General features: G+C 66.1%; 24 protein-coding genes. 18 read left to right on the forward strand and 6 right to left on the reverse strand.

From position 1 onward, the window contains the following. From AB0313_RS15810 to AB0313_RS15865, 12 genes are all read left to right on the forward strand, one after another. Positions 1-978: a hypothetical protein gene (locus AB0313_RS15810; protein ID WP_307305228.1), complete on the forward strand. Its 978-nt coding sequence runs from the start codon at positions 1-3 to the stop codon at positions 976-978. Between the two features lie 74 nt (positions 979-1,052). After that, entirely contained in the window at positions 1,053-2,105 is a 1,053-nt protein-coding gene (locus AB0313_RS15815) for a D-2-hydroxyacid dehydrogenase (protein ID WP_366306683.1), read from the forward strand. Between the two features lie 17 nt (positions 2,106-2,122). Next, positions 2,123-2,860, forward strand: a complete 738-nt coding sequence (locus AB0313_RS15820) for a fumarylacetoacetate hydrolase family protein (RefSeq protein ID WP_366306685.1) — start codon at positions 2,123-2,125, stop codon at positions 2,858-2,860. Between the two features lie 94 nt (positions 2,861-2,954). Beyond that, positions 2,955-3,752, forward strand: a complete 798-nt coding sequence (locus AB0313_RS15825) for an IclR family transcriptional regulator (protein ID WP_366306687.1) — start codon at positions 2,955-2,957, stop codon at positions 3,750-3,752. Positions 3,753-3,910: 158 nt separating this feature from the next. Continuing rightward, positions 3,911-5,260: an MFS transporter gene (locus AB0313_RS15830; RefSeq protein ID WP_141944660.1), complete on the forward strand. Its 1,350-nt coding sequence runs from the start codon at positions 3,911-3,913 to the stop codon at positions 5,258-5,260. A 72-nt stretch (positions 5,261-5,332) separates the two neighbouring features. Beyond that, positions 5,333-5,833, forward strand: a complete 501-nt coding sequence (locus AB0313_RS15835) for an NAD(P)-binding domain-containing protein (protein WP_366306689.1) — start codon at positions 5,333-5,335, stop codon at positions 5,831-5,833. Between the two features lie 252 nt (positions 5,834-6,085). Further along, positions 6,086-6,721, forward strand: a complete 636-nt coding sequence (locus tag AB0313_RS15840) for an ANTAR domain-containing protein (protein ID WP_141944661.1) — start codon at positions 6,086-6,088, stop codon at positions 6,719-6,721. 141 nt (positions 6,722-6,862) lie between these two features. Then, positions 6,863-7,903 carry an LLM class flavin-dependent oxidoreductase gene (locus AB0313_RS15845; protein ID WP_366306691.1) on the forward strand — a complete coding sequence of 347 codons (1,041 nt, stop codon included), beginning with the start codon at positions 6,863-6,865 and terminating at the stop codon, positions 7,901-7,903. Positions 7,904-8,140: 237 nt separating this feature from the next. Beyond that, a complete protein-coding gene (locus AB0313_RS15850; protein WP_141944665.1) occupies positions 8,141-9,889 on the forward strand; it encodes an L-lactate permease in 1,749 nt (582 codons plus the stop codon). After that, positions 9,886-11,331 carry an FAD-linked oxidase C-terminal domain-containing protein gene (locus tag AB0313_RS15855; protein WP_366306693.1) on the forward strand — a complete coding sequence of 482 codons (1,446 nt, stop codon included), beginning with the start codon at positions 9,886-9,888 and terminating at the stop codon, positions 11,329-11,331. Before AB0313_RS15850 ends, AB0313_RS15855 begins: the two co-directional genes overlap by 4 nt. Positions 11,332-11,424: 93 nt before the next feature. After that, positions 11,425-13,608, forward strand: coding sequence for a malate synthase G (locus AB0313_RS15860; protein ID WP_307305208.1), 2,184 nt, complete (start codon positions 11,425-11,427; stop codon positions 13,606-13,608). Then, entirely contained in the window at positions 13,605-14,033 is a 429-nt protein-coding gene (locus AB0313_RS15865; RefSeq protein ID WP_141944671.1) for a heme-binding protein, read from the forward strand. Before AB0313_RS15860 ends, AB0313_RS15865 begins: the two co-directional genes overlap by 4 nt. A 69-nt stretch (positions 14,034-14,102) precedes the next feature. Here AB0313_RS15865 and AB0313_RS15870 read toward each other — a convergent pair whose 3' ends face one another. Then, a complete protein-coding gene (locus AB0313_RS15870) occupies positions 14,103-14,807 on the reverse strand; it encodes an FCD domain-containing protein (protein ID WP_141944673.1) in 705 nt (234 codons plus the stop codon). Positions 14,808-14,909: 102 nt separating this feature from the next. Further along, positions 14,910-15,299: a YgjV family protein gene (locus AB0313_RS15875; protein ID WP_141944675.1), complete on the reverse strand. Its 390-nt coding sequence runs from the start codon at positions 15,297-15,299 to the stop codon at positions 14,910-14,912. Between the two features lie 224 nt (positions 15,300-15,523). Between AB0313_RS15875 and AB0313_RS15880 the strand changes: the two genes are divergently transcribed. The 3 genes from AB0313_RS15880 (at position 15,524) to AB0313_RS15890 (ending at position 18,876) form a co-directional block, all read left to right on the forward strand. Beyond that, positions 15,524-15,973: a helix-turn-helix transcriptional regulator gene (locus tag AB0313_RS15880; RefSeq protein ID WP_366306696.1), complete on the forward strand. Its 450-nt coding sequence runs from the start codon at positions 15,524-15,526 to the stop codon at positions 15,971-15,973. Then, positions 15,970-16,389 (forward strand): VOC family protein, encoded by a 420-nt coding sequence (locus AB0313_RS15885; protein WP_141944679.1) that lies wholly within the window; start codon positions 15,970-15,972, stop codon positions 16,387-16,389. The genes AB0313_RS15880 and AB0313_RS15885 overlap by 4 nt, the downstream gene beginning before the upstream one ends. Before the next feature lie 93 nt (positions 16,390-16,482). Beyond that, positions 16,483-18,876: an excinuclease ABC subunit UvrA gene (locus AB0313_RS15890; protein WP_366306698.1), complete on the forward strand. Its 2,394-nt coding sequence runs from the start codon at positions 16,483-16,485 to the stop codon at positions 18,874-18,876. Positions 18,877-18,888: 12 nt separating this feature from the next. Here the strand turns inward: AB0313_RS15890 and AB0313_RS15895 are convergent, their stop codons facing one another. Then, positions 18,889-19,851 carry an alpha/beta hydrolase gene (locus AB0313_RS15895; RefSeq protein WP_366306700.1) on the reverse strand — a complete coding sequence of 321 codons (963 nt, stop codon included), beginning with the start codon at positions 19,849-19,851 and terminating at the stop codon, positions 18,889-18,891. A gap of 61 nt (positions 19,852-19,912) precedes the next feature. On the opposite strand from AB0313_RS15895, the gene AB0313_RS15900 reads away from it, so the two are divergent. Continuing rightward, on the forward strand, positions 19,913-20,485 hold the full coding sequence (locus tag AB0313_RS15900) for an MOSC domain-containing protein (protein WP_366306739.1): 573 nt from the start codon (positions 19,913-19,915) through the stop codon (positions 20,483-20,485). Between the two features lie 31 nt (positions 20,486-20,516). Here the strand turns inward: AB0313_RS15900 and AB0313_RS15905 are convergent, their stop codons facing one another. Continuing rightward, positions 20,517-21,875: an MFS transporter gene (locus tag AB0313_RS15905; RefSeq protein WP_141944687.1), complete on the reverse strand. Its 1,359-nt coding sequence runs from the start codon at positions 21,873-21,875 to the stop codon at positions 20,517-20,519. A gap of 203 nt (positions 21,876-22,078) precedes the next feature. After that, the gene (locus tag AB0313_RS15910; RefSeq protein ID WP_366306702.1) at positions 22,079-22,954 is read right to left on the reverse strand and encodes an NAD(P)-dependent oxidoreductase; all 876 of its coding nucleotides are present in this window, start codon (positions 22,952-22,954) and stop codon (positions 22,079-22,081) included. 122 nt (positions 22,955-23,076) lie between these two features. Here AB0313_RS15910 and AB0313_RS15915 point away from each other — a divergent pair, with 122 nt between their 5' ends. Next, the gene (locus tag AB0313_RS15915; RefSeq protein ID WP_307305184.1) at positions 23,077-23,340 is read left to right on the forward strand and encodes a DUF3072 domain-containing protein; all 264 of its coding nucleotides are present in this window, start codon (positions 23,077-23,079) and stop codon (positions 23,338-23,340) included. Positions 23,341-23,425: 85 nt separating this feature from the next. Here the strand turns inward: AB0313_RS15915 and AB0313_RS15920 are convergent, their stop codons facing one another. Then, positions 23,426-23,629: a hypothetical protein gene (locus AB0313_RS15920; RefSeq protein ID WP_141944691.1), complete on the reverse strand. Its 204-nt coding sequence runs from the start codon at positions 23,627-23,629 to the stop codon at positions 23,426-23,428. A 358-nt stretch (positions 23,630-23,987) separates the two neighbouring features. Here AB0313_RS15920 and AB0313_RS15925 point away from each other — a divergent pair, with 358 nt between their 5' ends. Next, entirely contained in the window at positions 23,988-25,277 is a 1,290-nt protein-coding gene (locus AB0313_RS15925) for a glycosyltransferase family 87 protein (protein ID WP_366306741.1), read from the forward strand. Positions 25,278-25,284: the final 7 nt, after the last annotated feature.

Raw genomic sequence — 25,284 nt, forward strand, 5'->3', positions numbered from 1 at the left:
TTGAAACCCACGCAGGTGGTTCTGTCCGGTTTCGGTCCGGTGGGGCAGGCCTTTGTTGCTGCGGTATCGGCGCATGATTCCTTCCTGGAGATTGCCGCCATCCGGGGTCACGAGACGGAGGTCTTCCTTGCTCCCGGCTCCGCCGTGCCGGAGCGCTCCTCCTGGGCGCCGTTGCGGCCAATCGAAGAGACGCTGGCCCTTACCCGGGCTGACGTCCTGGTCCAGGCACTGCCCTCCTCGCCTGAAGCTCACTCGCGCGTGTTGCAGGAGGCGATTGTTGCCTTGAGGAGCGGCGCCGACGTGGTGACAGCGACCAAGAGCCACGTCCTCAGCCATTGGCGCGACCTTGAACGTGCAGCGGACGAAGGCGGGAGCCGCATCCGCATCTCCGGAGCCACGGGCGCGGCGCTTCCCACGGCCGACACCGCCCGTGTAGCACTGAGGGGCATGGGCTGCACGGCTATGCGGGCCTGTCCGAACGGAACCTCCAACTTTGTGTTGGATGAACTTGCCCGTGGTGTTGAACTGTCCGCCGCGGTGCTGGATGCGCAGCGGCGCGGCATCGCCGAGGCGGACCCTTCCGCGGACCTGTCCGGGAAGGACGCAGCCACGAAGGTGCGCCTCATTGCAGGGCTCCTGTGGGACTGGGACGTCTCCCGGATTGCAGTAGAGACAGAGCCGATCGACTCCACCACGCCTGCCAGGGCTTTGGCCGTGGCCGCTCGGGGACTGCGCCTCCGCGCCGTGGCCAGCGCCTCCCTGGACCAGCCCATGGCGGTCAGGGTGCGGCTGGAGGCAGCGGCACCGCCGGACCCGCTCTCCTCCATCACCGGCCCGGAAAAGGCGATGGTCTTTAGGTGCCCCGAAGCCGGCGACATCACGGTCCAAGGCGGCCGGTCCAGTCCCTTGGGGGCCGCACTGGCAACGCTGAAGGACGTATCCAACCTCGCAGGGACAAAAGCCACCGGCTTTCGATAAGGAGCCAAGTAAGGAGCACAAAGCCAGCAAGAGTGCTGTTCATTATATCGAACTCCATCCACTATGCTGTACGCATGACTTCCACCAAGACCGTGGCCATCGCCGTCCCGCTCGAAGCCGAGCTTGTGGACCAGATCCGTGCCGTTGATCCCTCCGTTACCATGCTCCACCAGCCGGAGCTCCTGCCGCCCGAACGCTTTCCGGCCGACCACGCCGGGGATCCCGCCTTCCAGCGGACGGAGGAACAGGAGGAACGCTACTGGGCCATGCTCAACAGCGCCGAAGTGCTGTACGGATTCCCCAACGAAAACCCTGCAGGCCTGGCCCGCATCGCCCGGGAAAACGCCAGGCTGCAGTGGGTCCACGCCATGGCTGCCGGTGCAGGGGGAGCCGTGAAGGCGTCCGGCCTTGACCAGGACATCCTGCAGAAGTTCAAAATCACCACGTCAGCAGGAGTGCACGCCCTGCCCCTCGCGGAATTCGCCGCGATGGGCATCCTGAACGGCTTCAAACGGACCGCAGAGCTGGCCCAGGACCAGGCCGCCAGGAACTGGCCCAGCCTACGCGTCCCCACCCGCCTGGTGAACGGGTCCAGCCTGGTGGTCAGCGGCCTGGGGGAAATCGGACTGGAAACGGCCCGGATTGCCAGCGCCCTGGGTATGAAGGTCAGCGGCACCAAACGCAGCGTGGGACCCATCGACGGCATTGAGCGGGTGGTGGACAACGCGGAGCTGCCGGCCCTACTGGCCACGGCAGACGCCGTCGTCAATACGCTGCCGGGCACCGCCTACACGGAAAAGCTGTTCAACCGCGGGATGTTTGCCGCCATGAAGCCGGGAACCATCTTCGTCAACGTGGGCCGCGGAACCGTGGTGGACGAGGACGCCCTGCTGGAGGCTCTGGACAACGGCCAGGTGGGCTACGCCTGCCTGGACGTCTTTGCCATCGAGCCGCTGCCGCAGGACAGCCCCCTGTGGAACCACCCCCGGGTCATGGTTTCACCTCACACCTCGGCCCTCAGCGCCGCGGAAAACCGCCTGATCACCGAGCGGTTCTGCAGCAATCTCCGCACCTTCCTCGACGGCGGGGACCTCCCCCACCTCGTGGACACGGTCCACTTCTACTAGGACGGGGCGGAAAAGCGATGCGCATCGCCAGAATCAGGACCGCGGAGGGTGCCCGGCATGCAGTGGAGCGGGACGGCATGTGGCACCACGTTGTTGACCCCTTTGAGGAGCCCTTTCAGTACACCGGTGGCACCACCGCGGACAGCGAGGCCATATTCCTTGCCCCGGTAGAACCCAAAGTAGTGATCGGCATTGGCCACAACCGGACGCTGAACAACCACCCCCTGCCCATCCAGGCGTGGCACAAGTCGGTCCACACCGTGGCCGGCCCCGGTGATGCCATCGGCGCGGTCCGGGACCAGGGAACGGTGAACGCGGAGGGTGAGCTCGCCGTCGTCATCGGCAGGACATCAGCAAACCTGACCGCAGAGAACGCGCTGGACCACGTCCTGGGCTACACCTGCGTCAACGATGTCACCAACGTGGACCAGAACCTGGTGGATGAGCGGAACTTCCAAGGCAAGGCAGGGGTCAACTACACACCCTTGGGCCCCTGGATTGAAACCGGACTTGCGGATCCCGGCCAGCTGGCCATCGACGTCTACGTCAACGGGAGGGCCAAGGCCACCTCCGGGACGTTCAACCTGCCCTCCACCGTGGTGGACTGCCTTATCTACGTCACCGAGTGGCTGACCCTTGAACCGGGCGACGTGGTGATGACCGGAGCGCCCGCCACAGGGGTCGCCATCGAACCCGGGGACCGCGTGGACGTCGTGGTGGAGGGCGTTGGCACCTTGAGCAGCATGGTGGCCTGACGGCGAGCAGCCGAGGCCGCCGGGGCACTTATGATGGATTGCGTTCAGTTGACTGAACGATCAGCGAAGTCCGCCCGGCGACCTAAGGAGAATCATGGCCGATTCCCATGCCCCCGCTTCACCCGAAAAGCCGGGAGCCGCGTCGCCTGCGCCGGCAGTCACGCGGGCAGCTGCGGTACTGGACGCCCTTGCCGCCTCTGCCACCGGCCGCCTGACACTGAGCGACCTCTCGCGCGAAGTGGGGATCCCCAAGTCATCCACCTCCAACCTCCTGCTGGCCCTGGAGGAGGCCCGCCTGATCAGCAGGCAGGGTGCCGAGTTCACCCTGGGCCGCAAGCTGGTGGAACTGGGCGCCGCCTATCTTGGCCGGATGGATGAGGTCCAGGAGTTTTACCGGTACTGCGAACAGGCCTCGGTCCTTTCCCGCGAGACCGTCCGGATCGCCATGCTGGACGGCGCCAACGTCATTTACCTCGCCCGGTACGAGGGCCATCCCGCAGTCCGCCTCACCTCCAACATCGGTGACAAGATGCCGGTATCCCTGTGCGCGGTGGGTAAGGCGCTGGTAGCCCGGCTCAACTGGCACGACATCGAGGAAATGTTCCCGGACGACGCCGAACTGCCGGTCCTCACGCCCAAGTCCCTGCGGACGGGCGCTGAGCTGAAGACCCAGCTGAGGGAAATCCGCGAACAGGGCTTTGCCTTCGAGGATGAGGAGTCCACCACCGGCGTGGTGTGCCTCGCCGTCTCCGTTCCCACCCGCGGAGCCCACGGCCCCAGCCTGGGCCTCTCCGTGACGGCCCTCAAGGCGACCTACACCCCGGAGCAGGGCGCCCAGATGGTCAAGGAACTGCAGGAGCTGGCCCATTCGCTGGGCAACCCCATGGGATAGGCGAACACCGCGCCGCCGGCATTTTGTTATTCAAAACCTAAAACTATTGCCAGTCGTTCAGCTTGCTGTATTGTGTTCAGCATAGTGATCGACACAAACGGTGTTGTCACTATGCCACCAGGCCAACGGGGGCCTGGAGCGCATTAGAGGGAGTTCTCGTGACAACTCGTACTAACTCACCGCAGGCCACCACGGACGGCGCCGTCGTCGATCCGGACCAGCTGCGAAGGGCAACACTTGCCAGCTCCGTGGGATCCGCCCTGGAGTACTACGACTTCTACATTTACGGCCTTGCCTCGGCCCTCATCTTCGGCCCGCTGTTCTTCGCGCCGCTCGGCGAGAGCGGAGCCGTCATAGCCTCCTTCGCCACCTACGGCGTCGGGTTCGCGGCGCGTCCCTTCGGCGGCGTGGTATTCGGCCATATCGGGGACCGCTTCGGCCGCAAGATGGTGCTGATCCTGACCATCGGCCTGATGGGCCTGTCCAGCTGCGCCATCGGTCTCCTGCCCACCTTCGACCAGGCAGGAATGCTGGGAGCGGTACTCCTGGTGACGCTGCGCATCCTGCAGGGCCTGGGCGCCGGCGCCGAGCAGGCAGGCGCCACCACCCTCATCTCCGAGGTAGCCCCGCGCCGCCGTCGTGGTTTCTTTGCCTCGCTGCCGTTCGTTGGCATCCAGCTGGGCACCCTCCTCGGTGCAGGGACTTTCGCCCTGATGGCCCTGGCGGACAAGCAGCTCCTGCAGGGCTGGCTGTGGCGCGTTCCGTTCCTGGCCAGCATCATCCTGATCATCATTGCCATCTTCATTCGGCTCCGGCTCAAGGAGACCCCGGTCTTCCAGGAACTGGAGAAGCACAAGGCCGTGGTCAAGAACCCGGTAGGCCAGATCTGGAAACACTCCAAGAAGAACGTGCTGGTCGGCATTGGCCTCCGCATGGGGGAAAACGGCAACTCGTCCATCTACTCCGCGCTGCTGGTGTCCTTCATCAGCATGCCGGCCGGCGTTTTTCCGGGTGACAAGTTCATCGGCCCCACCGGCCTGCTGATTGCCGCAGGCTTCGCAGCGGTGCTGGTGGTCGCCTTCGGCGCCCTGTCCGACCGCTACGGCCGGGTTCCCGTCTACCGCTACGGCGCGCTCTTCCAGGCCGTCATCGCCCTGCCCGCCTTCTACCTGGTCACGCTCGGCAACGTCGCCCTCGTCTGGGCGGTCATGGTGGTAGGCATCGCCCTCGGCGTGCAGTCCATGCTCGGCCCCCAGTGCGCCCTGCTCCCGGAACTGTTCGGCTCCCAGCACCGCTTCACCGGAGTGGCCCTGAGCCGTGAGCTCTCCGCGGTGCTCGCCGGAGGCTTCGCCCCAATGATCGGCGTCGCGCTGCTGGCAGCCACCAACCATTCCTGGCTGGTACCCGCGCTCTACTCGCTGGTCCTGGCGGCGATCTCGTTCGTCACCACGTTCTTCACTCCGGAAACGAACGGCCGCGACCTGGTGGTCGTTGAGGACGCCAGGTGACCAACGACGCCGGTCCCTCCACAGCCACGGCGGGTACCACCCGGCGCGTCGGGTTCGTAGGGGCTCGGGCTCATGGGCGCTCCGATGGCGGCGAACCTGCTCAAGGAAGGCTGGCAGGTCAGGGGATGGAACCGCTCCCCCGCCGCCGTCCGGGACCTTGAGCAGCTCGGTGGGACCGGCGTCGAACACGTCGCGGAGTTGCGTGAGGAACCCGTCATCATCTTCATGCTCCCCGATCTTCCGTTCATCGAGGAAGCAGCGGCGGGACTCCTCGAAGCCTGGCGGACCGCGCCCCCCGCGCCGGGAACACTGCTGGTGGTAATGAGCAGCGTCTCACCCGTGGCGGTCCGGGCGTTTGGCCGCGCCGTGGCCGACGCAAGCGACGGGAACGCCTCGGTGCTGGACGCACCGGTCAGCGGAGGCACGGACGGCGCGCGGCGGGGCCGCCGAGCTTGCGGCGAAGGGCTACACCCCCACCGGGCCGGCGAAGTTCATGCACAAGGACCTGTCCTTTGTGCTGGAAGCGGCGGGCAACGCCGGAGCCGCCGCGCCATTGGCTTCCGCCGGCGTTGACCTCGACGCGCAGCTGGTGGCGCAGGGCCTGGGGGACCTGGGCCTGGCTGTGGTCCGGCAGGCAATTGCCAATCTGGCCCGGCTTTAAGCTGCATTACCCCGGAAACCCGGGTCCCGCCGTCGTAAGGGTCCTAAAAGTGGGCCAGCCTGGCACCGCTTCGTCGCTTCGAAAGGCGCCACGGCTGCTATATCCTGTTCTTTTCCCGTCCGGGCCAGGGGAAGGCAGGACACAGCACGTCGAATGGCCCCGTAGTGACACCCAGCAACGAATTTTCCAGACCCGCCTCTGGCAACATAGCGCGCGAAGATTTCCTCGACTGCCCCACCGGGCTCGTGGAGTACTACTTCGACGAGGGCGTTTTCCACTGGTCGGACAGCCTGTACCGTATGTACGGCTTTGAACGGGGCGACGTGGTCCCGTCCATGGAAATGGTCTTTCCGCACCTCGAGCCTGAAGACCGGCCAAGAGTCCAGGCCTATTGGGACCACGTATCGAGCGTCGGCGGCCCCTCATCCATCTACGTGTCCATCCGGGACCGCAAGGACCGCCAGCACAAGATGCTTTTCTCGGCGGACCACATCCTCGACGGTGACACCCCGATCGGCGTCTGGGGTGTGGTGGTGGACCTCACCGAGTCGATCCACACCGACCGGCACCAACTCGCCACGGAGGCGGTGGCCGCGTCGGCCCTCAACCGGGCGGTCATTGAGCAAGCCAAGGGCGTACTGATGGGACGCACGGGCATTGATGCGGACAAGGCCTATGCGCTCATAAACCAGCTGAGCCAGGACACGAACCGCAAGGTCTACGCCATTGCACATGACATCGTGGAACGCGCAACCACCCGTGCGGGGGATCCGACCAACAGGGACCATCCGCTGCTGTAGGGCGGACCGGTTGCGGGCGCTTCTGGCAAACGCGGGCGGCGGTGACATATTGCGACATGTCCCCGGGCACCCGCACATGGCTGCGCCTATTCTGGGGACGAGCCACGCCTTGTTGCACATCCCGCCCTGCCGGAGGAAGCCATGCCCCATCCCGCACTCCCCCTTCGCAAGCTTGGATTCCTCACCATCGGCTTGTTCGATCCGGCAGATCCTGCCGCCGGCCATGAATCCACGCTGCAGATCATCGGACTCGGCGAGCGGCTGGGCTTCGACAGCGCCTGGCTGCGCCACCGGCACCTCCAGTTCGGAATCTCCTCACCGGTTGCGGTCATGGCTGCCGCCAGCCAGCGCACCTCCCGGATCGAGCTTGGTACGGCCGTGACCCCGTTGGGCTGGGAAAACCCGCTTCGGCTGGCCGAGGACCTGGCCACTGTGGACCTGCTGGCCGGGGGACGGATCAACCCGGGGGTAAGCGTGGGCGAACCGATGAACTATGACACCGTGAAGCATGAGCTGTACCCGGACACAGCAGAGCGTGAAGACTTCAGCTACGCCCGCGTGGAACGGCTTGGCCGCCTGATCGCCGGGGAAAAGGTCAGGGAATTCTCCGGCAAGCAAGGCGTGGTGGAGGAATTCTCCAACCGGGTCGAGCCCCACTCGCCCGGTCTCCGGGACCGCCTCTGGTACGGGGCCGGAAGCACTAAATCGGCCGTCTGGGCCGGCGCCCACGGCTTCAATCTGCTCTCCAGCAGCGTGATCTTTCCGGACAAGGACCAGGAACCGGACTTCGCCCTCGTCCAGCAGTCGCAGATCCGCGCCTTCCGTGACGCGGCTGCCGCCGCTGGATATTCCGGGGCACGGGTTTCGCAGGGTCTGGTGGTGATCCCCACCGACTCGGCGACTGCGGCGCAGCGGGAGAAGTACCAGCAATACGTGAACGAACGCACCCCCCGCACTGCTGCTCCGCAGGGGCCAAGGGGCATGATGTTCGCCCGGGACCTGATCGGCACCAGCGAGGAAATCACGGAGCAACTGTACGCCCACGCCGGCTTCCAGGAGGTGGACGAAGTGGCGTTTGCACTGCCGTTCAGCTTCGACCACGGGGACTACGTCCAGATCCTGACCGACATCGCCGGCAAGCTGGGGCCCGCCCTGGGGTGGGCTCCTTCCCAAGCGGGGTAAGGGCGCCCAGCCGCCAAGGTTGGTGCGGTGCCCTCGGGGGACAGACGGCGGAAGCTGTTGTCCCGCAGCCCAGACAGCGCTCCTGTCCCCCCGCAAATGGACGTTTTGCGCAAATGTGGACTGACCACTGTGGACTGACCATTGACCGAGAGTCGGTCCCAGCCTAGTATCGTGCCATTACGCTTTCCGGAAAGTGGAAACCCCCTTCCATTCTTGTTGCAGACAAAGGAGTCTCTTGTGACAGCGTTCCAACAGATTGTCGACCCCCTGGGGTCGCTCGCCCTTGCAGCGGTGCTGGCGGCCCTCCCCCTGATCCTGCTCTTCATCCTCCTCGGAATCTTCCGGACCAAAGCTTGGAAGGCGGCAGTGGCCAGCCTGGCTTTGTCCATCCTGCTGGCGGTCGTCGTATGGAGGATGCCGGTTGGCCAGGCCCTCAGCGCCACCGCCGAAGGAGCGTTCTATGGTTTCTTCCCAATTCTCTGGATCCTGATCAACGCCCTGTGGGTCTACCGGCTGACCACGGAAACGCGCTGGTTCGGAGTGCTCGGTGCAACGATCAGGTCCGTCTCCGCCGACCTTCGGATCCTGACCATCCTGATCGCGTTCTGCTTCGGGGCCCTTCTTGAGGCCCTCGCCGGCTTCGGCGCCCCGGTGGCAATCACGTCCGGCATGCTCATGGCGGCGGGGATGAAACCCCTCAAATCCGCGGCGGTTTCGCTTCTGGCCAACACCGCACCCGTTGCCTTCGGCGCCATGGGATCGCCCGTCATCGCCCTGAGCGGCGTCACCGGCATCCCGCTGGCAACCGTTTCGTCCATGGCCGGACGCCAGACGCCGTTCCTGGCCCTCATTGTCCCGCTGCTGCTGGTGTTCATCGTCGATGGCAAGCGCGGTGTCCGCCAGACGTGGCCGGCCGCCGTCGTGGGAGGCGTGGTGTTCGCCATCGTCCAATTCCTTACGTCGAACTTCTTTACCGTCGAACTCACGGACGTCCTCGCCGGCATTGTCGCCACCGCCGCCGTCTTGCTGCTGCTGCGCGTGTGGAAGCCCGCCCAGACGATGACTGGTGACGAATCCGGGGCCGTGGACGGGGAAACGGAATCCATTGCGCTGGCCACGGGGACCGCCTCAGTCAGCCGCAGGGCAGGTGCCACAATGGTCGACGGCGGGAGGACCGGCGAAGCGGCGCGTCCCAGTCAGGCCGGCCTGGGGCCAGCAGGGGAACCGGGTGTTTCTGTGCGCCCGTCGCCCCGTGAGATCTGGATGGCGATAGCGCCTTACCTCGTGATCATCGCCGTCTTCTCCCTCTCCCAAATACCGGCCGTCAAGTCCTGGCTGACTGCTGCGGGCGGCTTCTCGTTCAGCTGGCCGGGGCTCGACGTGGTGGGATCCAATGGCAAGCCTGTCTCCTCACAGACCATGCGTTTCGACCATCTCAAGGCCACCGGAACGCTGCTGCTTATTTCCGGCCTCATCACCCTGGTTCTCTACCGGATCCGCTTCGGCGCGGGCGTAAAGATCTACGTCAAGACCCTTTCGATGCTCAGGTGGACGATCCTGACCGTATGCTCCGTCCTGGCCCTTTCGTTCGTCATGAACCTCTCGGGGGAGACCGGAACCCTCGGCGTTGCCCTTGCCTCTACGGGCGGGATCTTCGCCCTGATCTCCCCGATCCTGGGTTGGATCGGCGTGGCGCTTACCGGCTCGGACACCTCCGCAAACTCGCTTTTCGGCCAGCTCCAAGTCACCGCGGCGTCGCACGCCGGCCTTTCACCGGTACTGATGGCGGCCACCAACTCTTCGGCTGGCGTCCTGGGCAAGATGCTCTCCCTGCAAAATCTTGCCGTAGCCGCGGCCGCTGTGGGCATCGACGGGCTCGAAAGCACCCTGTTCCGCAGGCTTCTGGGCTGGAGCGTCGCCCTCCTGGCACTCCTCACCATCCTCGTCCTGCTTCAGACCAACGTCCTCGCATGGATGGTGCCGTGAGCACCCGTCCGGCCCCATCCGCTCCCCTCCAAAACGATCCGGAAAGTCCCATCATGACCGTTCACACCGCCTCCCCCGCCGCGCCCACCTCCTCGCCGACAGCGGCAGTGCTGGGAGCACACCCACAGGCCACCACGGACGCCGATGCCCGCAAGGCCGCAGCCACGGACCGTTCCGGCTATATCCCGTCCACGCTTCCCGACGGAGTGGTCGTCGCCCGGGGGGTTGATGACGTCGTCGAGGCCCTCCGCCTCGCCCAAGCCCACGGCGTCCCCGTTGTCCCGCGGGGAGCGGGTACCGGCCTCGCCGCCGGCGCCAGCGCACACGAAGGCGAGATCGTGCTCGATGTCTCGCGGATGAACCGCATCCTTGCCATCGATCCCGTGGAGATGACTGCCATCGTCGAACCCGGGGTAATCAACGCGGAGGTCAATGCTGCCGCAGCCCAGCACGGGCTCTTCTACGCCCCCGATCCCGCAAGCACCGCGATCTGCTCGATCGGCGGAAACATCGCCACGAACGCAGGAGGTATGTGGTGCGCGAAGTATGGCGTCACCCGGGAATCGGTGCTGGGGCTGGTTATTGTGCTGGCAGACGGACGCATTCTTCGGACCGGCAGGAAGACCATCAAGGGCGTCACGGGCTATGACCTGAACGCCCTCTTCATCGGCTCCGAGGGAACCTTGGGCGTGGTCGTCGAAGCCACGCTTCGCCTGCGCCCCAAACCCGTGCGCACGGAGACCCTGGCAGCCTACTTTGCCGACATCGAGGCAGCCGGCCGGGCCGCCTCCGCAATCACTGCGGCCCGCATCCAGCCGTCCATCCTGGAACTGATGGACGGGCCCACTCTGGAGGCCGTGGACCTGGCTGAGGGCACCAAGCACCGCGAGCTCGGCGGAGCCTTCCTCCTTGCCCAGACTGACGGCTACGGTGCCCACCTCGAACTCGACGAGATTGTGCAGGCGATCAGCCCATACGCAACTTCGATCCACCGGGCCGCAGATGCAGTGGAGGCCGAAGCCCTGGTCAAGGCACGGCGGGACGCGATCCCAGCCCTGGAAAAGCTTGGGCGCGTATCGATCGGCGACATCGCGGTGCCCCGGAACCGCCTTGCCGAGGCGTTCACCGGGCTCGAAGACATTGCCGCCCAGAGGGGAGTGCGGATTTTCAGCGTTGCGCATGCAGCTGACGGCAACCTCCACCCGATGCTCGTCGTCGACCCCCACGAATCAATCACGGAGGGGCCCGCGAAGGCCGCGCTTGGGGACATGTTCCACCTCGCCCAGCGCCTCGGCGGCACCTTGACCGGCGAACACGGCGTAGGACTGTTGAAGCGGGAGTGGGTCGGCGAGGAGATCGGCGAAACGTCCCGGTCCCTGCAGCAGGCCATCAAGGGCGTCATTGATCCCGCGGGAATCCTCAACCCCGGCAAAGCCATTTGACATGGCGTGCCCTGAGCACCGGCCAAGAACACCCCCGCCCGCCCACCACACAAATTTCCTTAACACCGAACTCTTTAAGAGGAGCAACAAATTATGTCGTCGCACGTGAAGACAAATGGACTCAGCGTCGCGGGAGGACTCTATTCCTTTGTCCAGGATGAGGCACTCCCCGGCACCGGGATCGAACCGGAGGCCTTTTGGGCAGGGGCGGCAGCCCTTATCGGGGAGTTTTCCCCGCAGGTTCGGGAACTGTTGGAAACACGGGACCGGCTGCAGGAGCAAATTGATGAGTTCCACGGCGCCCAGCCCGGTCCGGTCGACCCTGACGCGTACGAGGCTTTCCTCCGCTCGATCGGTTACCTGGTCGACGAACCGGAAGACTTCAAAATCACCACCGCCCGCGTGGACCCTGAAATAGCCTCGGTCTCGGGCCCTCAGCTGGTCGTGCCGCTGCTGAATGCACGCTTCGCCGCGAACGCGGCCAACGCCCGCTGGGGTTCCCTGTACGACGCGCTTTACGGCACCGATGCCATCGACGAGGCGGAAGGGCGCGAGCGCACCGGCGCCTACAACCCGGTCCGCGGTGCTGCCGTCGTCGCCCGCGGCCGCCACTTCCTCGATGAGAACACCCCTCTGGCGGAAGGGTCGCACGCAGACGTCACCGCGTACCGCGTCGTCGATGGCATCCTGGTCGCCGAGAACGCCCATGGCAGTACGGGCCTGGCCGAACCTTCCCAGTTCGCCGGCTACCACGGGACCGGGCTGGAGCCGGACGCGGTTCTGCTGGTGCACCACGGGCTGCACATTGAGATCCAGATCGACCGGAGCCATCCCATCGGGGCGGGTGACGCCGCAGGCGTGAAAGACATCGTCCTTGAGTCGGCTGTCACGACGATCATGGACCTTGAGGACTCGGTGGCCGCAGTGGACGGCGAGGACAAGGTGGCAGGCTACCGCAACTGGCTCCAGCTCATGCAGGGAACCCTCACCGCTGAGGTTGAAAAGGGCGGGAAGACCCATGTCCGGCGGCTCAACCCCGACCGCGTCTATACGGCTCCCGACGGATCCGGACTGACCCTCCCCGGCCGTTCCTTGTTGCTGATCCGCCAGGTCGGCCACCTCATGACCAGCGACGCCGTCCTCGACGCGGACGGCAACCCAGTGCCCGAGGAGATCCTCGACGCGCTCTTCACCGGCCTTGGCTCCGTTCACGACCTTCGCGGACCACATGCGGGGAGCAATTCCCGGACCGGGTCGGTCTATATCGTCAAGCCCAAGATGCACGGGCCCCATGAGGTAGCCGTTGCATGCGCCCTGCTCGCCCAGGTGGAATCCGTCCTGGGCCTGGACCCGCTCACGCTCAAGATCGGCATCATGGATGAAGAGCGCCGCACTTCCGCCAACCTCAAGGCCTGCATTTGGGAGGCCCGGGACCGGGTTGCGTTCATCAACACAGGCTTCCTGGACCGCACCGGCGATGAGATCCACACATCGATGCTGGCCGGACCGATGGTCCGCAAGGCGGACATGCGCTCCACCAGCTGGATCAAAGCCTACGAAGACGCCAACGTCGACATCGGGCTCGAGTGCGGCTTCGCCGGCCGGGCGCAGATCGGCAAGGGCATGTGGGCTGCGCCGGACAACCTGGCGGACATGCTGGAGCAGAAGATCGCCCACCCCCTTGCCGGGGCTGACTGCGCGTGGGTCCCGTCCCCCACTGCTGCGACCCTCCACGCCATCCACTACCACCAGGTCGACGTGGATGCCCAGCAGGCGCAGCTCGGTCACGAACGCCGCTCCACGCTGCGGCAGCTGCTCACCATTCCCGTGGGAAATCCGGCTGAATGGGACGCCGACTCCCGGCGCAACGAGCTGGACAACAACATCCAGAGCACCTTGGGCTATGTCGTTCGATGGGTCAACGCCGGCGTCGGCTGCTCCAAGGTCCCCGACATCCACGGCACGGCGCTGATGGAGGACCGCGCCACCTGCCGGATCAGCTCACAGCACATTTCGAACTGGCTCCTTCACGGCGTCATCACTGAACAGCAGGTGGAGGACTCACTGCGGCGCATGGCCGAAGTAGTGGACGCACAAAATGCCACCGACCCGGACTACCTGCCGCTTGCCCCGTCCTTCAGCAGCGAAGCGTTCCTGGCGGCCCGTGAACTCGTGCTGGAGGGAGCGGCACAACCCTCCGGCTACACCGAGCCAATCCTCCACCGGCGCCGCGAAGCGCAGAAGCACACCACCGACCTCGCCAGGAGCGCATCATGAGCCTGAACCTCGACACCGCCCAGTCCATCATCGCCGAGGCCCTCGCCGCCGGACAGCAGCACGGCTTCAAGCCACTGACCGTCGTCGTACTCGACCCCGGAGGGCACGTTATTGCCGCGGCGAGACAAGACGGCGCTTCCAACAGCCGCTTCGAAATCGCCCACGGCAAGGCGTACGGCGCACTCGCCCTGGGCATGGGCTCGAGGGCGCTTATGGAACGGGCTGAGCAGCAGGCCTACTTCATCGCTGCCGCAGCCGCAGCCATCGGCGGACGCCTCATCCCCGTCCCCGGCGGAGTACTCGTCCGCAGCAGTGAGGGCACCATCCAAGGAGCCGTCGGGATCAGCGGTGACACCTCGGACAACGATGAGACGGCCGCATCCAAGGCCATCCAGGCGGCAGGGTTGACGGCACAAGTAGCCTGACCCGCACTGCACTGCTGGAACCCAGCCCCCTGGAGACTTCCTCTCCAGGGGGCTGGCGCGTATCCGGGCTCAGATGGCCTTCCCGTAAAACCATTCAATGTGCTCACGGACCAGACGCGCTGCCAGAACCCCGTCCCGGGCCTCGACAGCGTCGAAGATGCCGTGGTGGTGGGCCCGAAGGACGTGCACCACCTCTTCCCACGCCCCCTGCCTGACAGCGGCGTCGCTGATGTAGTCGCGGATCGCCTCGCGCATCGATTCCATCATGGTGCTTACGACGACGTTGCCGGCCAAGGCGCTCAGGGCGACGTGGAATTGGGCGTCCAGGAGGGTGAATATCTGCGAGGGCAGGCCGTCGTCGTCCATCGCCTCAAGCAGCCTGCGTGCGTCGTCGATTTGTTCAGGAGTCCATGGTGCGGTTGCGGCATGCTCAAGGGCCCACGTCTCAGTCATGGTCCTGGCCTCGACGATGTCCTTGAGGGGGAGCTGATGGCTCGCGACGTGCATGCGCAGGGCTCCGCCGAGGGCCGATGACGGGTTCGAGACCACAATGGTCCCTGAATTGGGCCCCGAGCCCGTCGCCGAACGGACCACGCCCATCACTTCGAGCGCCCGGATGGCGTTGCGCACGGAGGCGCGTGAAATGGCGAACTGTTCCGCGAGCGCACGTTCACCGGGCAACCTGTCACCGAGCTTGAGGGCCCCGGAGCGAAGGCTCTCCTCCACATGGCGGAGCACGGCATCATGTGCCCGGGCGGCGGTGAATTCAGACATAGACCAATCATGCCGCAGCGGAGTCCCGGAGAAGGTCCCGCGCAGCCGATTGGGCTGACGTCCGGGGTAGTGATTCCCCGCGCCGGACCGCCGCCGGCCGCCCTAAAGGGCCAGGCGCGGCCCGTCGGCCAGGACGGGAGCGGAACCAACAACCGGGAGGGCCTCGGTCAGGGCCTCGACGACGGCCAACTGGCCGGTGGAATCAGGAACGCCGGGGTACTGGACATGCGCAGCTTCGGCAGGCTCGGCGGCCGTCTCCTCCGAGCGCATGCGGACAAGCGCCACTGCCGAGATGAGGAACCAGGCCACATTGGTGACCACGGAGGGCCAGGCCTGATGCAGGGTGCCGTTGAGAATGAAGGCCACAGAGCCGAACAGGTTTGCGGTCTGGAAGCCCTTGCCGGCCTTCAGCCAGCCCATGGAAACCGCGAGATATGCACTGAGTATCGCAACAGCGCCTGCCCAGCCGGCGATTTCCCACAGCAGTTCCATGGCGACCTTTCAAGGGTGCCCAGGCGCAGAAATGCGGGCAGGGCTTAAGAGGGTGGTACGGGTTGGTTTTCGCCGGGGCCAGGTTCCTCAAGCCCTGTTCGGGCGAGGACCTCATGCTGGCCGGCGGCATAATCATATCCTGCGTGCGGTCACGGTTTTTACCGCCGGACCGTGACGCTCCCCACGTCTGGACAAGACCCCCGTGGCGTAGCACCATCGGAGCTGTGACCAGCCGTCCTGCCTCCGATCCCTACCTGCGCGAACTGACCCAGCTGCGGCGCGTCAAGGACCGGATGGACCGCGAATACGCGCAGCCACTCGACGTCGAATCCCTTGCCCGGGACGTGCATATGTCCGCCGGCCATTTCAGCCGCCGCTTCAAGTTGGCGTATGGCGAATCCCCGTACAGCTACCTCATGACGCGCCGAATCGAACGGGCCATGGCACTGCTGCGCAAAGGCGACCTCAGTGTCACCGAGGTGTGTTTCGCCGTCGGCTGTTCCTCGCTTGGCACCTTCAGCACCCGCTTCAGCGAACTGGTGGGCATGCCCCCCAGCGCCTACAAAGCTGAGGCGGAACATTCGACGGCGGGGATTCCCGCGTGCGTGGAAAAGCAGGTGAGCAGACCGGTCAGGAATAGAGAAGCGTCCGCGGCGGCGGCGTTACTAGCATGACTGGCATGGACATCAACATTTCCTCGACTTTCCTCCCCGCCTCCGATCCGGAGGCCTCGGTGGCCTTCTACCGGGACGCCCTGGGCTTCGAAATCCGCAACGACGTAGGCAAGGGCACCATGCGGTGGATCACCGTGGGCCCCGCCGGCCAGAAGGACGTCTCCATCGTCCTGCACCCGCCGGCGGTGGATCCCGGGATCACCGAGGACGAGCGGCGCACCATCACGGAGATGATGGCCAAGGGCACTTACGCCACCATCGTCCTGTCCTCCCCGGACGTGGATGCCGCCTTCGCCAGGGTGGAGGCCACCGGGGCCGACGTGGTCCAGGAACCCATCGACCAGCCCTACGGCATCCGCGACTGCGCCTTCCGCGATCCCGCCGGCAACACCGTCCGCATCAACCAGCGGCCCTAGGCATATAAACAACAACGTATATAAGGGACGACGCCGGCGCCAGGCTGCGAGGGCAGCCTCCGGCAGGTGCCGCTCCATGATGAGGGGGACATTTTGAGCACGGACACCAGCACCGGCCCGGCAGCACAGGCCGGGGTCCATATTGCCGACAGCCACGACCTGATCCGCGTGCAGGGCGCCCGGGAGAACAACCTCAAGGATGTGAGCCTGGACCTGCCCAAGCGGCGGCTCACCGCCTTCACCGGGGTGTCCGGCTCCGGCAAGAGCTCGCTGGTGTTCGCCACCATCGCCGCCGAATCCCAGCGGATGATCAACGAAACCTACAGCGCGTTCGTCCAGGGCTTCATGCCGAGCCTGGCCCGCCCCGATGTGGACCGGTTGGAGGGACTGACCACGGCGATCATCGTGGACCAGGAGCGCATGGGCGCCAACCCCCGGTCCACCGTGGGAACCGCCACCGACGCCAACGCAATGCTGCGGATCCTGTTCAGCCGGCTCGGGAAACCCTACGTCGGCCCGCCCACCGCCTTCTCCTTTAATGTGCCCACCCGCAAGGCCAGCGGCATCATGAGCACCGAAAAGGGCGGCCGGGTGGAGAAGAACGTGGTCCGCCAGGTGACCTACCTCGGCGGGATGTGCCCGCGCTGCGAGGGCATGGGCAACATCAGCGACATCGACCGGACGGCCCTCTACGACGAGTCCAAGTCCCTGTCCGAAGGCGCCCTCACCGTCCCGGGCTACTCCATGGACGGCTGGTACGGACGCCTGTTCGAGGGGATGGGCCTGCCGATGGACAAGGCGATCGCCAAGTTCACCAAGAAGCAGCTGGACACGATGCTGTACGCCGAGCCCACCAAAATCAAGGTGGAGGGCGTCAACCTCACCTTCGAGGGCATCATCCCCAAGATCCAGAAGTCCATGCTCTCCAAGGACGTGGAGGCCATGCAGCCGCACGTGAAGCGGTTCGTGGAGCGGGCCGTCACCTTCGCCACCTGCCCTGACTGCGGTGGAACGCGGCTCACGCCGGAGGTGCTCAACTCAAGGATCAACGGCAGGAACATCGCGGACCTGTGCACGATGCAGATCAGTGACCTGGCCCAATGGATCCGCTCACTGGACGAGCCCTCGGTCCGGCCGCTGCTCGACGGGCTCCGGGGCCTGCTGGATTCCTTTGCGGAAATCGGACTCGGTTACCTCTCCCTTGACCGCCCTGCCGGGACCCTCTCGGGCGGTGAGGCGCAGCGGACCAAGATGATCCGGCACCTGGGTTCCTCACTGACTGACGTCACGTATGTCTTCGATGAGCCCAGCATCGGGCTGCACCCCCACGACATCGAGCGCATGAACACCCTCCTGCTTCAGCTGCGGGACAAAGGCAACACCGTCCTGGTGGTGGAGCACAAACCCGAGATGATCGCCATCGCTGACCACGTCGTCGACCTTGGCCCGGGCGCCGGGACCGGCGGCGGCGAAATTGTCTACGAAGGAGACGTCGACGGGCTCCGTTCCAGCGAAACCATCACCGGCCGCCACCTGGATGACCGCGCCCGGCTGAAGGATTCCTTCCGGCAACGGTCCGGGGCGCTGGAGGTGCGCGGTGCCTCGACTAACAACCTGCAGGACGTCGACGTCGATGTCCCGCTCGGGGTGCTGTGCGTGGTGACAGGGGTGGCTGGGTCCGGCAAGAGCTCACTGATCCACGGCTCGCTGGCTAAGCGCGAGGGCGTGATCGTCATCGACCAAGGGGCCATCAAGGGCTCACGCCGCAGCAACCCCGCCACCTACACCGGTCTGCTGGAGCCGATCCGCAAGGCGTTCGCGAAGGCCAACGGCGTCAAGCCTGCCCTCTTCAGCTCCAACTCGGAGGGTGCCTGCCCCACCTGCAACGGTGCCGGGGTGATCTTCACCGAACTCGGCGTCATGGCAACCGTGGAGTCCACCTGCGAGGACTGCGAGGGCCGCCGCTTCCAGCCGGCCGTCCTTGAATATACGCTCGGCGGCATGAACATCGCGGACGTCCTGGATCTGTCCGTGGACGCGGCCCTGGCGTACTTTGCGGACGGGGAGGCAAAGACACCCGCGGCGCACAAAGTCCTGGAACGCCTGGCGGACGTTGGCCTGGGCTACATCACCCTGGGCCAGCCGCTGACCACCCTGTCCGGCGGCGAGCGGCAACGCCTCAAGCTGGCCACCCAGATGGGGGAAGCCGGCGACGTCTACATTCTCGATGAGCCCACCGTAGGCCTGCACCTGGCCGACGTGGAGCAGTTGCTGGGCCTGCTGGACCGGCTGGTGGACGCCGGCAAGTCGGTCATCGTCATCGAGCATCACCAGGCGGTGATGGCGCACGGTGACTGGATCATCGACATTGGCCCGGGAGCAGGACACGACGGCGGCAGGATCGTTTTCGAGGGTACGCCGGCCGAGCTGGTGGCCGCGCGTTCGACGCTCACGGGGCAGCACCTGGCAACGTACGTCGGGCGGTGATCCTCCTGGGCCTTAGAGGCGGCCCAGGAAGCTGACCATGGCTGCCGCGATCTGCTGCTGGGCGGCCGAGCGGCTGATGCCGGGTTCGCCATCGCCGGGCTGAACGCCGTAGTCGCCGAAGAACGCGTGCACGCCTCCCTGGACGGCGGCGAATTCCGTGTCCGGGGGCAGGAGTTCCCGCGAGGCTTCGATCTTGTCCGGCGTGCTGAGTCCGTCCTGGGTGCCGGAGACGGACAGGACGGAGAGACCGCCCCGACCGCGCAGTGATTCCACCGGGTAGGAGGCGTACAGCACCAGGCCCGTGACGTCGGCGTTCTTCAGGGCGAATGACGACGCGGACACCCCGCCCAGGGAGTGGCCGCCCACCGTCCACGTGGTGATATCCGGGTTGTCCGTGATGGCAGCGCGGGCCTGGTTTCCGTCCAGGAGGCTGAGCCCCAGGGGTTCCTTCAGGATGACCACCCGGTACCCGGCGCCGACGGCAGGCGCCAGGATGTCCTGGTAGGCCCGGGCATCCACCCGCGCCCCGGGGTAGAAGACCAGTCCCTTGGTGGTGGTGCCTCCGTCGGGTGACATGGTGATGGCGGTGGTGGACTCGGTGACGGTGAGGTCCGACCTGGGCCCAGCCTCCGCCGTCGGACCCTGCTCATACGTAAAGGGGTTGAGCCAGGCGAGCGCGGCGGCGAATGCCAGGACGGCCGCCCTGCCGGCCCATGCTCCCACGGCCCGGACAGCGGAGCGCGGCCGGGGGATATCGCGGCGGCGCCAGAGCAGGACTGCCCATACTGAACCGGCGGCAGCCGCGGCCAGGAGGAGGCCCGGGAGCAGCGGGTGGCCGTGCAGGACGGCCGGGTTCCCCGCGAGCATCCACAGCGCAACCCCCATCAACGCGGCGGAGCATGCCGCCGACACCCAGTAGAGGGCCGTCCGTTTCGTGGGCGGCGCGCCGGCACGCCCGGCAGCTGAGGTCTCCATGGTTCCTGATCCTGCCATCCGACGGCAGGATTTCAATGTCGGGCTGGCCTACGCTGGCCGTATGCCCGAAAAGTTCCGGTACGACGTCGACATCCTGCACCTGCTGGTCTCCCCCGCACACGCCTATTTCGGCCGAGGCCGGGACGGCGCCGCCGACGTCCCCACCACGGACGCGGAGCAGGTGGAGGTGGTGGCCGGCAAGGGCATCGTCGGGGACCGGTTCTTCGGCAAAGCCGCCCACATGGACGCCGCCGTCACCCTGTTCGCCGTCGAGTCACTGGAAGCCATTGCCGCGGACCTGGGTGCCGCGCCGTTCGATCCCCTGCTCACCCGCCGCAACGTGGTGCTGCGGGGCGCCCAGTTGGCGCCGCTGCTGGGGCAGGACTTCGCACTCGAATCGGGTGGCTCGGTGGTGCGGTTCCACGGCGGCCGGCACGCCCAGCCGTGTGCGTGGATGAACGAAATGCTGGCACCCGGGGCGCACCCTGCCATGCGCGGACGGGGCGGGATCCGGTGCCGGGCCCTGTCCAGCGGACTCCTGCACAGGGGCCCGGCCGGGCTGATCAGCCCGGTGCCTTTGGATCCGGGCGGGGCCGGGGAGCCCAGCCTCCTGCGCCCAAGCCGGCTGCCCTAGCCGTGCTGCAGTGGTGGGACGCACGACGGCGTCAGCCGGCTTTGTGGCCCTCCAGGTCTTCGAGGGACTTGCCCCTTGTGTCGGCGGACATCAGGGTGGCCACTGCCGAGACAAGGCAGATGCCCAGCGTCGTCAACCCAATGGTCAGCGGGACATTGGCGGAGCCCGGAGGGGCGATCGCGGTGAAGATGCTCGGGAAGAACGACGCGATCATGAGGCCGATGTTCTGCGAGACGGCGAAGCCGGTCACGCGGATCCGCATGGGGAACTGCTCCTGGAAGAATGTGGCGAAGGTGGCATTCCACATCTGGAAGAAGATGCCCTGGACGATCACCACGCAGACGAAGACCAACGGCAGGCTGCCCAGCTGGATCGCCCACAGGTACCCGGTGACCAGCAGGCCGCCGACGACGCCGCCGGCCGCCATGAGGATACGCCGCCCGATCCGGTCGGACAGGGCGCCGAACAGCGGGATGGTCACGACGGCGGCAATGTTGGCCACAAGGGTCACCCAGAGGAACTCGCTGCTGGAGAAACCGTTGCCATAGCCCTTTTGGGTGGCGTAGGAGACGCCGAAAATCAGGGTGGCCATGCCGATCACGTTGGTGAAGGTCATGAGGATGCAGCGCACCAGGGCACCCGGCCGGGTGCGCAGCAGCTCCGCGAGCGGGAAGCGGCGGCGGCCGCCGGGCGTCCCGGTGTTCGCCGCGTACGTGGGCGGTTCCTGGACGCGCCGGCGGATGAAGTAGCCTGCCAGGATTACGACGGCGCTGAGCAGGAACGGGATACGCCATCCCCAGGCGCCGAACTGGCCAGCCGGGAGGACGGCGGCGAGCGGGAGCAGGACGGCGGTGGCCAGGATGGATCCCACCTGGGTGCCCTGGAGGCTGAAGCTTGCAAAAAATCCGCGCCTGGCGTCGGGGGAATGCTCCACGATCATCGCGCTGGCGCCGCCAAGTTCGCCGGCCACGGCAAAGCCCTGGACCAGGCGCAGGACCACCAGGAGTGCGGGGGCCATGAGGCCCACCTGGCCATACGTGGGCAGGAGTCCGACGGCGAAGGTGGCAAAACCCATGAGCAGCATGGCGAAGACCAGCACCTTCTTGCGCCCGTGCCGGTCGCCGTAGGCACCGAGGACGACGGCGCCAACCGGGCGGGAGACGTAGCCCACCGCATAGGTGGCAAGGGAAGCGATGATCCCGACTGTGGGGTTCTCCGACGGGAAGAAAATGGTGGGGAAGACCAGGGTTGCCGCCAGGGAGTACAGGGCGAAGTCGTAGTACTCCAGGGCACTCCCGATCCAGCCACTCATCGCCGCTTTCCTCGGGTCCCGCGATCCTGTTCCAGCACCCTGGCTGGTGAGGGGCGCGCGGGTTGGGGTGGTGCTCATGTGCTTGTCCTTCGTCGTCATTGGCAAGGAACCGGAACCGCTGGGAGCAGCAGGCGTTCCGGGCCGTTGTATGCGCCCGGAGCTGCCCCCAGGGACTGAAGCCGCGGCTCTTGAATCGATTCATCCAATATAGAAGGTGACGCAGGTAACGTCAATGGGCAAGCGCTATCCCGCAGGTTTCGGCTGCTGGGCAGCTGCCATTGTCACCGGCTGGCGTGGTAAGCGGCGGCCATGTCCTGTTTGCTGCGGCCCTGCTCCGCGACGCGGTCCAGCCTGGCCGCGGAGGCCTCGGCGCCATCGAGCTTCAGGCCGTATTCAGCGGCGGCATCAACAATGAGGTGGGCGTCCTTGCGCGCCGTGTCCACGGCGAAGGACGCCGGCTCCAGGGCGTCCTTCACAATGAGGTCCATCTTCATCCGCAGATAGGGAAGGTCGAGCGGGCCGCCGTCCACCACGTCCAGGAACTGCTGCGGGTCCACGCCCAGCGCCTGCGCGAGGGCAACCACCTCGCCGGCTGCGTTGGAGGCGGCGATGACCCAGCTGTTGACCACGAGCTTGAGCCGCGCCGCGGAACCTTTCGAGGGATCTTCGCCGGTCCAGATGATGCGGGCGCCAATGGCATCAAGCACTGGAGCCACCCGCCCGCGCAGCGGCTCAGGCGCGGCGGCGAGCACCAGGAGCTGGCCTGCTTCGGCAGGAGCCCTTGTCCCGGAAACGGGCGCTTCCACCAACTCCACACCCAGCTCCGCAGCCAGGTCCGCCAGGGCCGCCGCATCCTGCACCCCCACCGTGGTGGACTGCACCCAGGCAGTGCCGCGCCGGAGGCCGGGGGCTGCGCTGCGCATCACCTGCTGCACCGCTTCTGCGTCGTAGAGCATGGTCAGCACCACGTCGGCCGCGTCAACAGCCTCGGCAGGGTTCGCTGCACGCCTGGCACCATCGGCGGCCAGGGGCTCGGTTTTGGCCCCATCGCGGTTCCACACTGCAACCTGGTGACCTGCCTTGAGGAGGTTCCGCGCCATGGCTGCCCCCATGATTCCGGTCCCCAGCACCGCTACGTTGAGTTTGCTGTCCTGCACGCCATCCTCGTGGTCAATGTTTGGCTTTGCCTACCAAGTCAACGTTTCCAGGAATCGGCTGGTTATTCATCAGGGCGGCAAGCTCCTGTGGATTGTCGGTCCCCACACCTAGACTCGTGTCCATGAGCGACAGCAACCAGGAGACAATCGGAAGTCCGGAGCCGGAACCCAATGCAGGCCTCAACCGGGATCCGGAAGACTGGGTTACCGGGGATGAACCCATGACGGCGGCGCAGCGCAGCTACCTCGATACGCTGGCCAGGGAGGCAGGCGAAGAACTGCCCGCTGACCTGAGCAAGGCAGAGGCGTCGAAGCACATCGACCGGCTCCAGCAGCGCAGCAACCGCGTGGCCGGCGGGGACGGGGACAACAGCGGCGGCAGCTAGCCACGCAGCAGCAACACGCTGACGACGGCGGCAGGACAGGACGGCGCGGAACGCGCCTACGCCGAAAGCCGGCTAAAAAGAGGCCTTACCAGGCCTGGCACTCGCGGGTAAGGCCGAAGGGAACTGCCTCGCTAAGGTCAACCGTGAACGTGTCGGCTCCATGGCGCGTCACCAGGATCCCGTGGCGCTTGCCGGTCAGGGCGTGGGCCTTGGCTGCCGCGACGGCGTCGTCGAGCTGGCTGTCCATGCTCTGGCGGTCGGACACGGTGAGGGTCAGTGGGAAGTTCATGGTGTGTTGCCTTATGGTTCTCGGGGGTGGGTGGTCGTGCGCCGCCCTGCGCTCCCCCTGGCTGCATAGGCGGTGGGCGCCTGGAGCGCCTCGATCCATGGTGCCCGAGCATCCAAGGGCCAGCAACTTTAGATAAATGACGCAGGTCAGCGCCTTGCCGCCCTCTGTTTGTCCTGACAATTCTTGGCAGCAGGGCACCGTCAATTAGAGTTGAACAGGAGTGGAAGCCCGTTTTAACGGCCTCCAGTGCCCCCTTAAACCCGCTTCGCGGCCCCACCCGAGCCATTTTGCGCGACCGCTGACTGTGCAACGACCTGACAAGGATTCCGCCATTTCCACCGACGCTCTCTTCGGCAATCTGACCAGGACCCGCAACGTCATCCTCCCCACCCCGGTACGGAACTGGCTGAACACCGGACGCGGCCTGCTGGCCGGCTTCATCGTGGTCCACCTCGTCTTCCTGGTCTTCGCCGCGTCGCTCTCGCTCCGCGGGGAAGCCTTCAGCGACACCTTCATTTACCGCGAATGGGCGATGGCCGGCTTCAATGACGCCAACCTCACCGGCGGCCCCAGCCCCTGGGTCTATCCCATCCTGGCGCTCATCCCCATGGCCATCGCAGGCGTGGCAGGACCCGGGCCGTTCTTCTTCCTCTGGGTCCTCATGACCACACTCCTCAACGCCTGGGCACTCCTGAAACTCACGGAGCGGGGACGCAACACCAGCGCCATTCCGGCTGGCTGGTGGTGGCTGGCGTTCACTTTCCTGATGGGCTGGCTCGGTTTCGCCCGCGTGGACGGCCTCACCGCCCCGCTGGTCCTGGTGGCCCTGGCATACGGCGTGCAGCGTCCGTTCGTCGCCTCAGTCCTGTTGGCCATCGGGACCTGGGTGAAGGTGTGGCCGGCGGCCATCATGCTGGCCCTCTTCGCCGTCGTCAAGAACCGCCTGCTGGTGGTGCTGGCAGGAATCGCGACGACGGCCGGCGTCGTCGCGCTGGCAGCAGCCCTGGGCAGCGTCCCCAAGCTCCTGAACTTCCTCACCCAGCAGGGCGACCGCGGCATGCAGCTCGAGGCCACTTTCACCACACCCTGGCTCTGGCTTTCCGTCCTGAACGTGGGCGGCTCCCGCATGTACATGAACACGGACATCAACTCCATGCAGGTGGACGGCCCCGGCACCGCCATCATGTCCGTCCTGATGCAGCCGCTCCTGGTCCTCGCCGCCCTGCTGGTGGCCGGGCTGACCTTCTGGGCACTGCACAACGGCAAGCAGCACAAGGTGGCCGGTGGCGTGGACCGCACCGAACTGCTCCTGGCCGGCGCCCTGACCCTCGCCACCGCGTTCGTGGTGTTCAACAAGGTGGGCTCGCCCCAGTTCATGGTGTGGCTCGGGCCCGCCGTCGCCGTCGGCCTGGCGCACAGCTGGCGCGAATGGCGGGTCCCGGCACTGATGCTGATCGCCATCGCCGTGGCCACCTATTTCATCTACCCCCTCTTCTACGACGCCCTCAGCCACAACAACCCCTGGATGGCGCTGGTGCTGACAATCCGGAACGTCCTGCTGGTGGTGCTGTTCCTGTGGAGCGTCCGGCGCCTGTACTCGCTGGGCAAGAAGACGGCTGTACCTGCCCCTGCGCTCAAGGAGACCTGAGATTTCA

Source organism: Pseudarthrobacter sp. NPDC080039 (genome assembly GCF_040702335.1).
In the GTDB taxonomy this organism is placed as follows: domain Bacteria; phylum Actinomycetota; class Actinomycetes; order Actinomycetales; family Micrococcaceae; genus Arthrobacter; species Arthrobacter enclensis_A.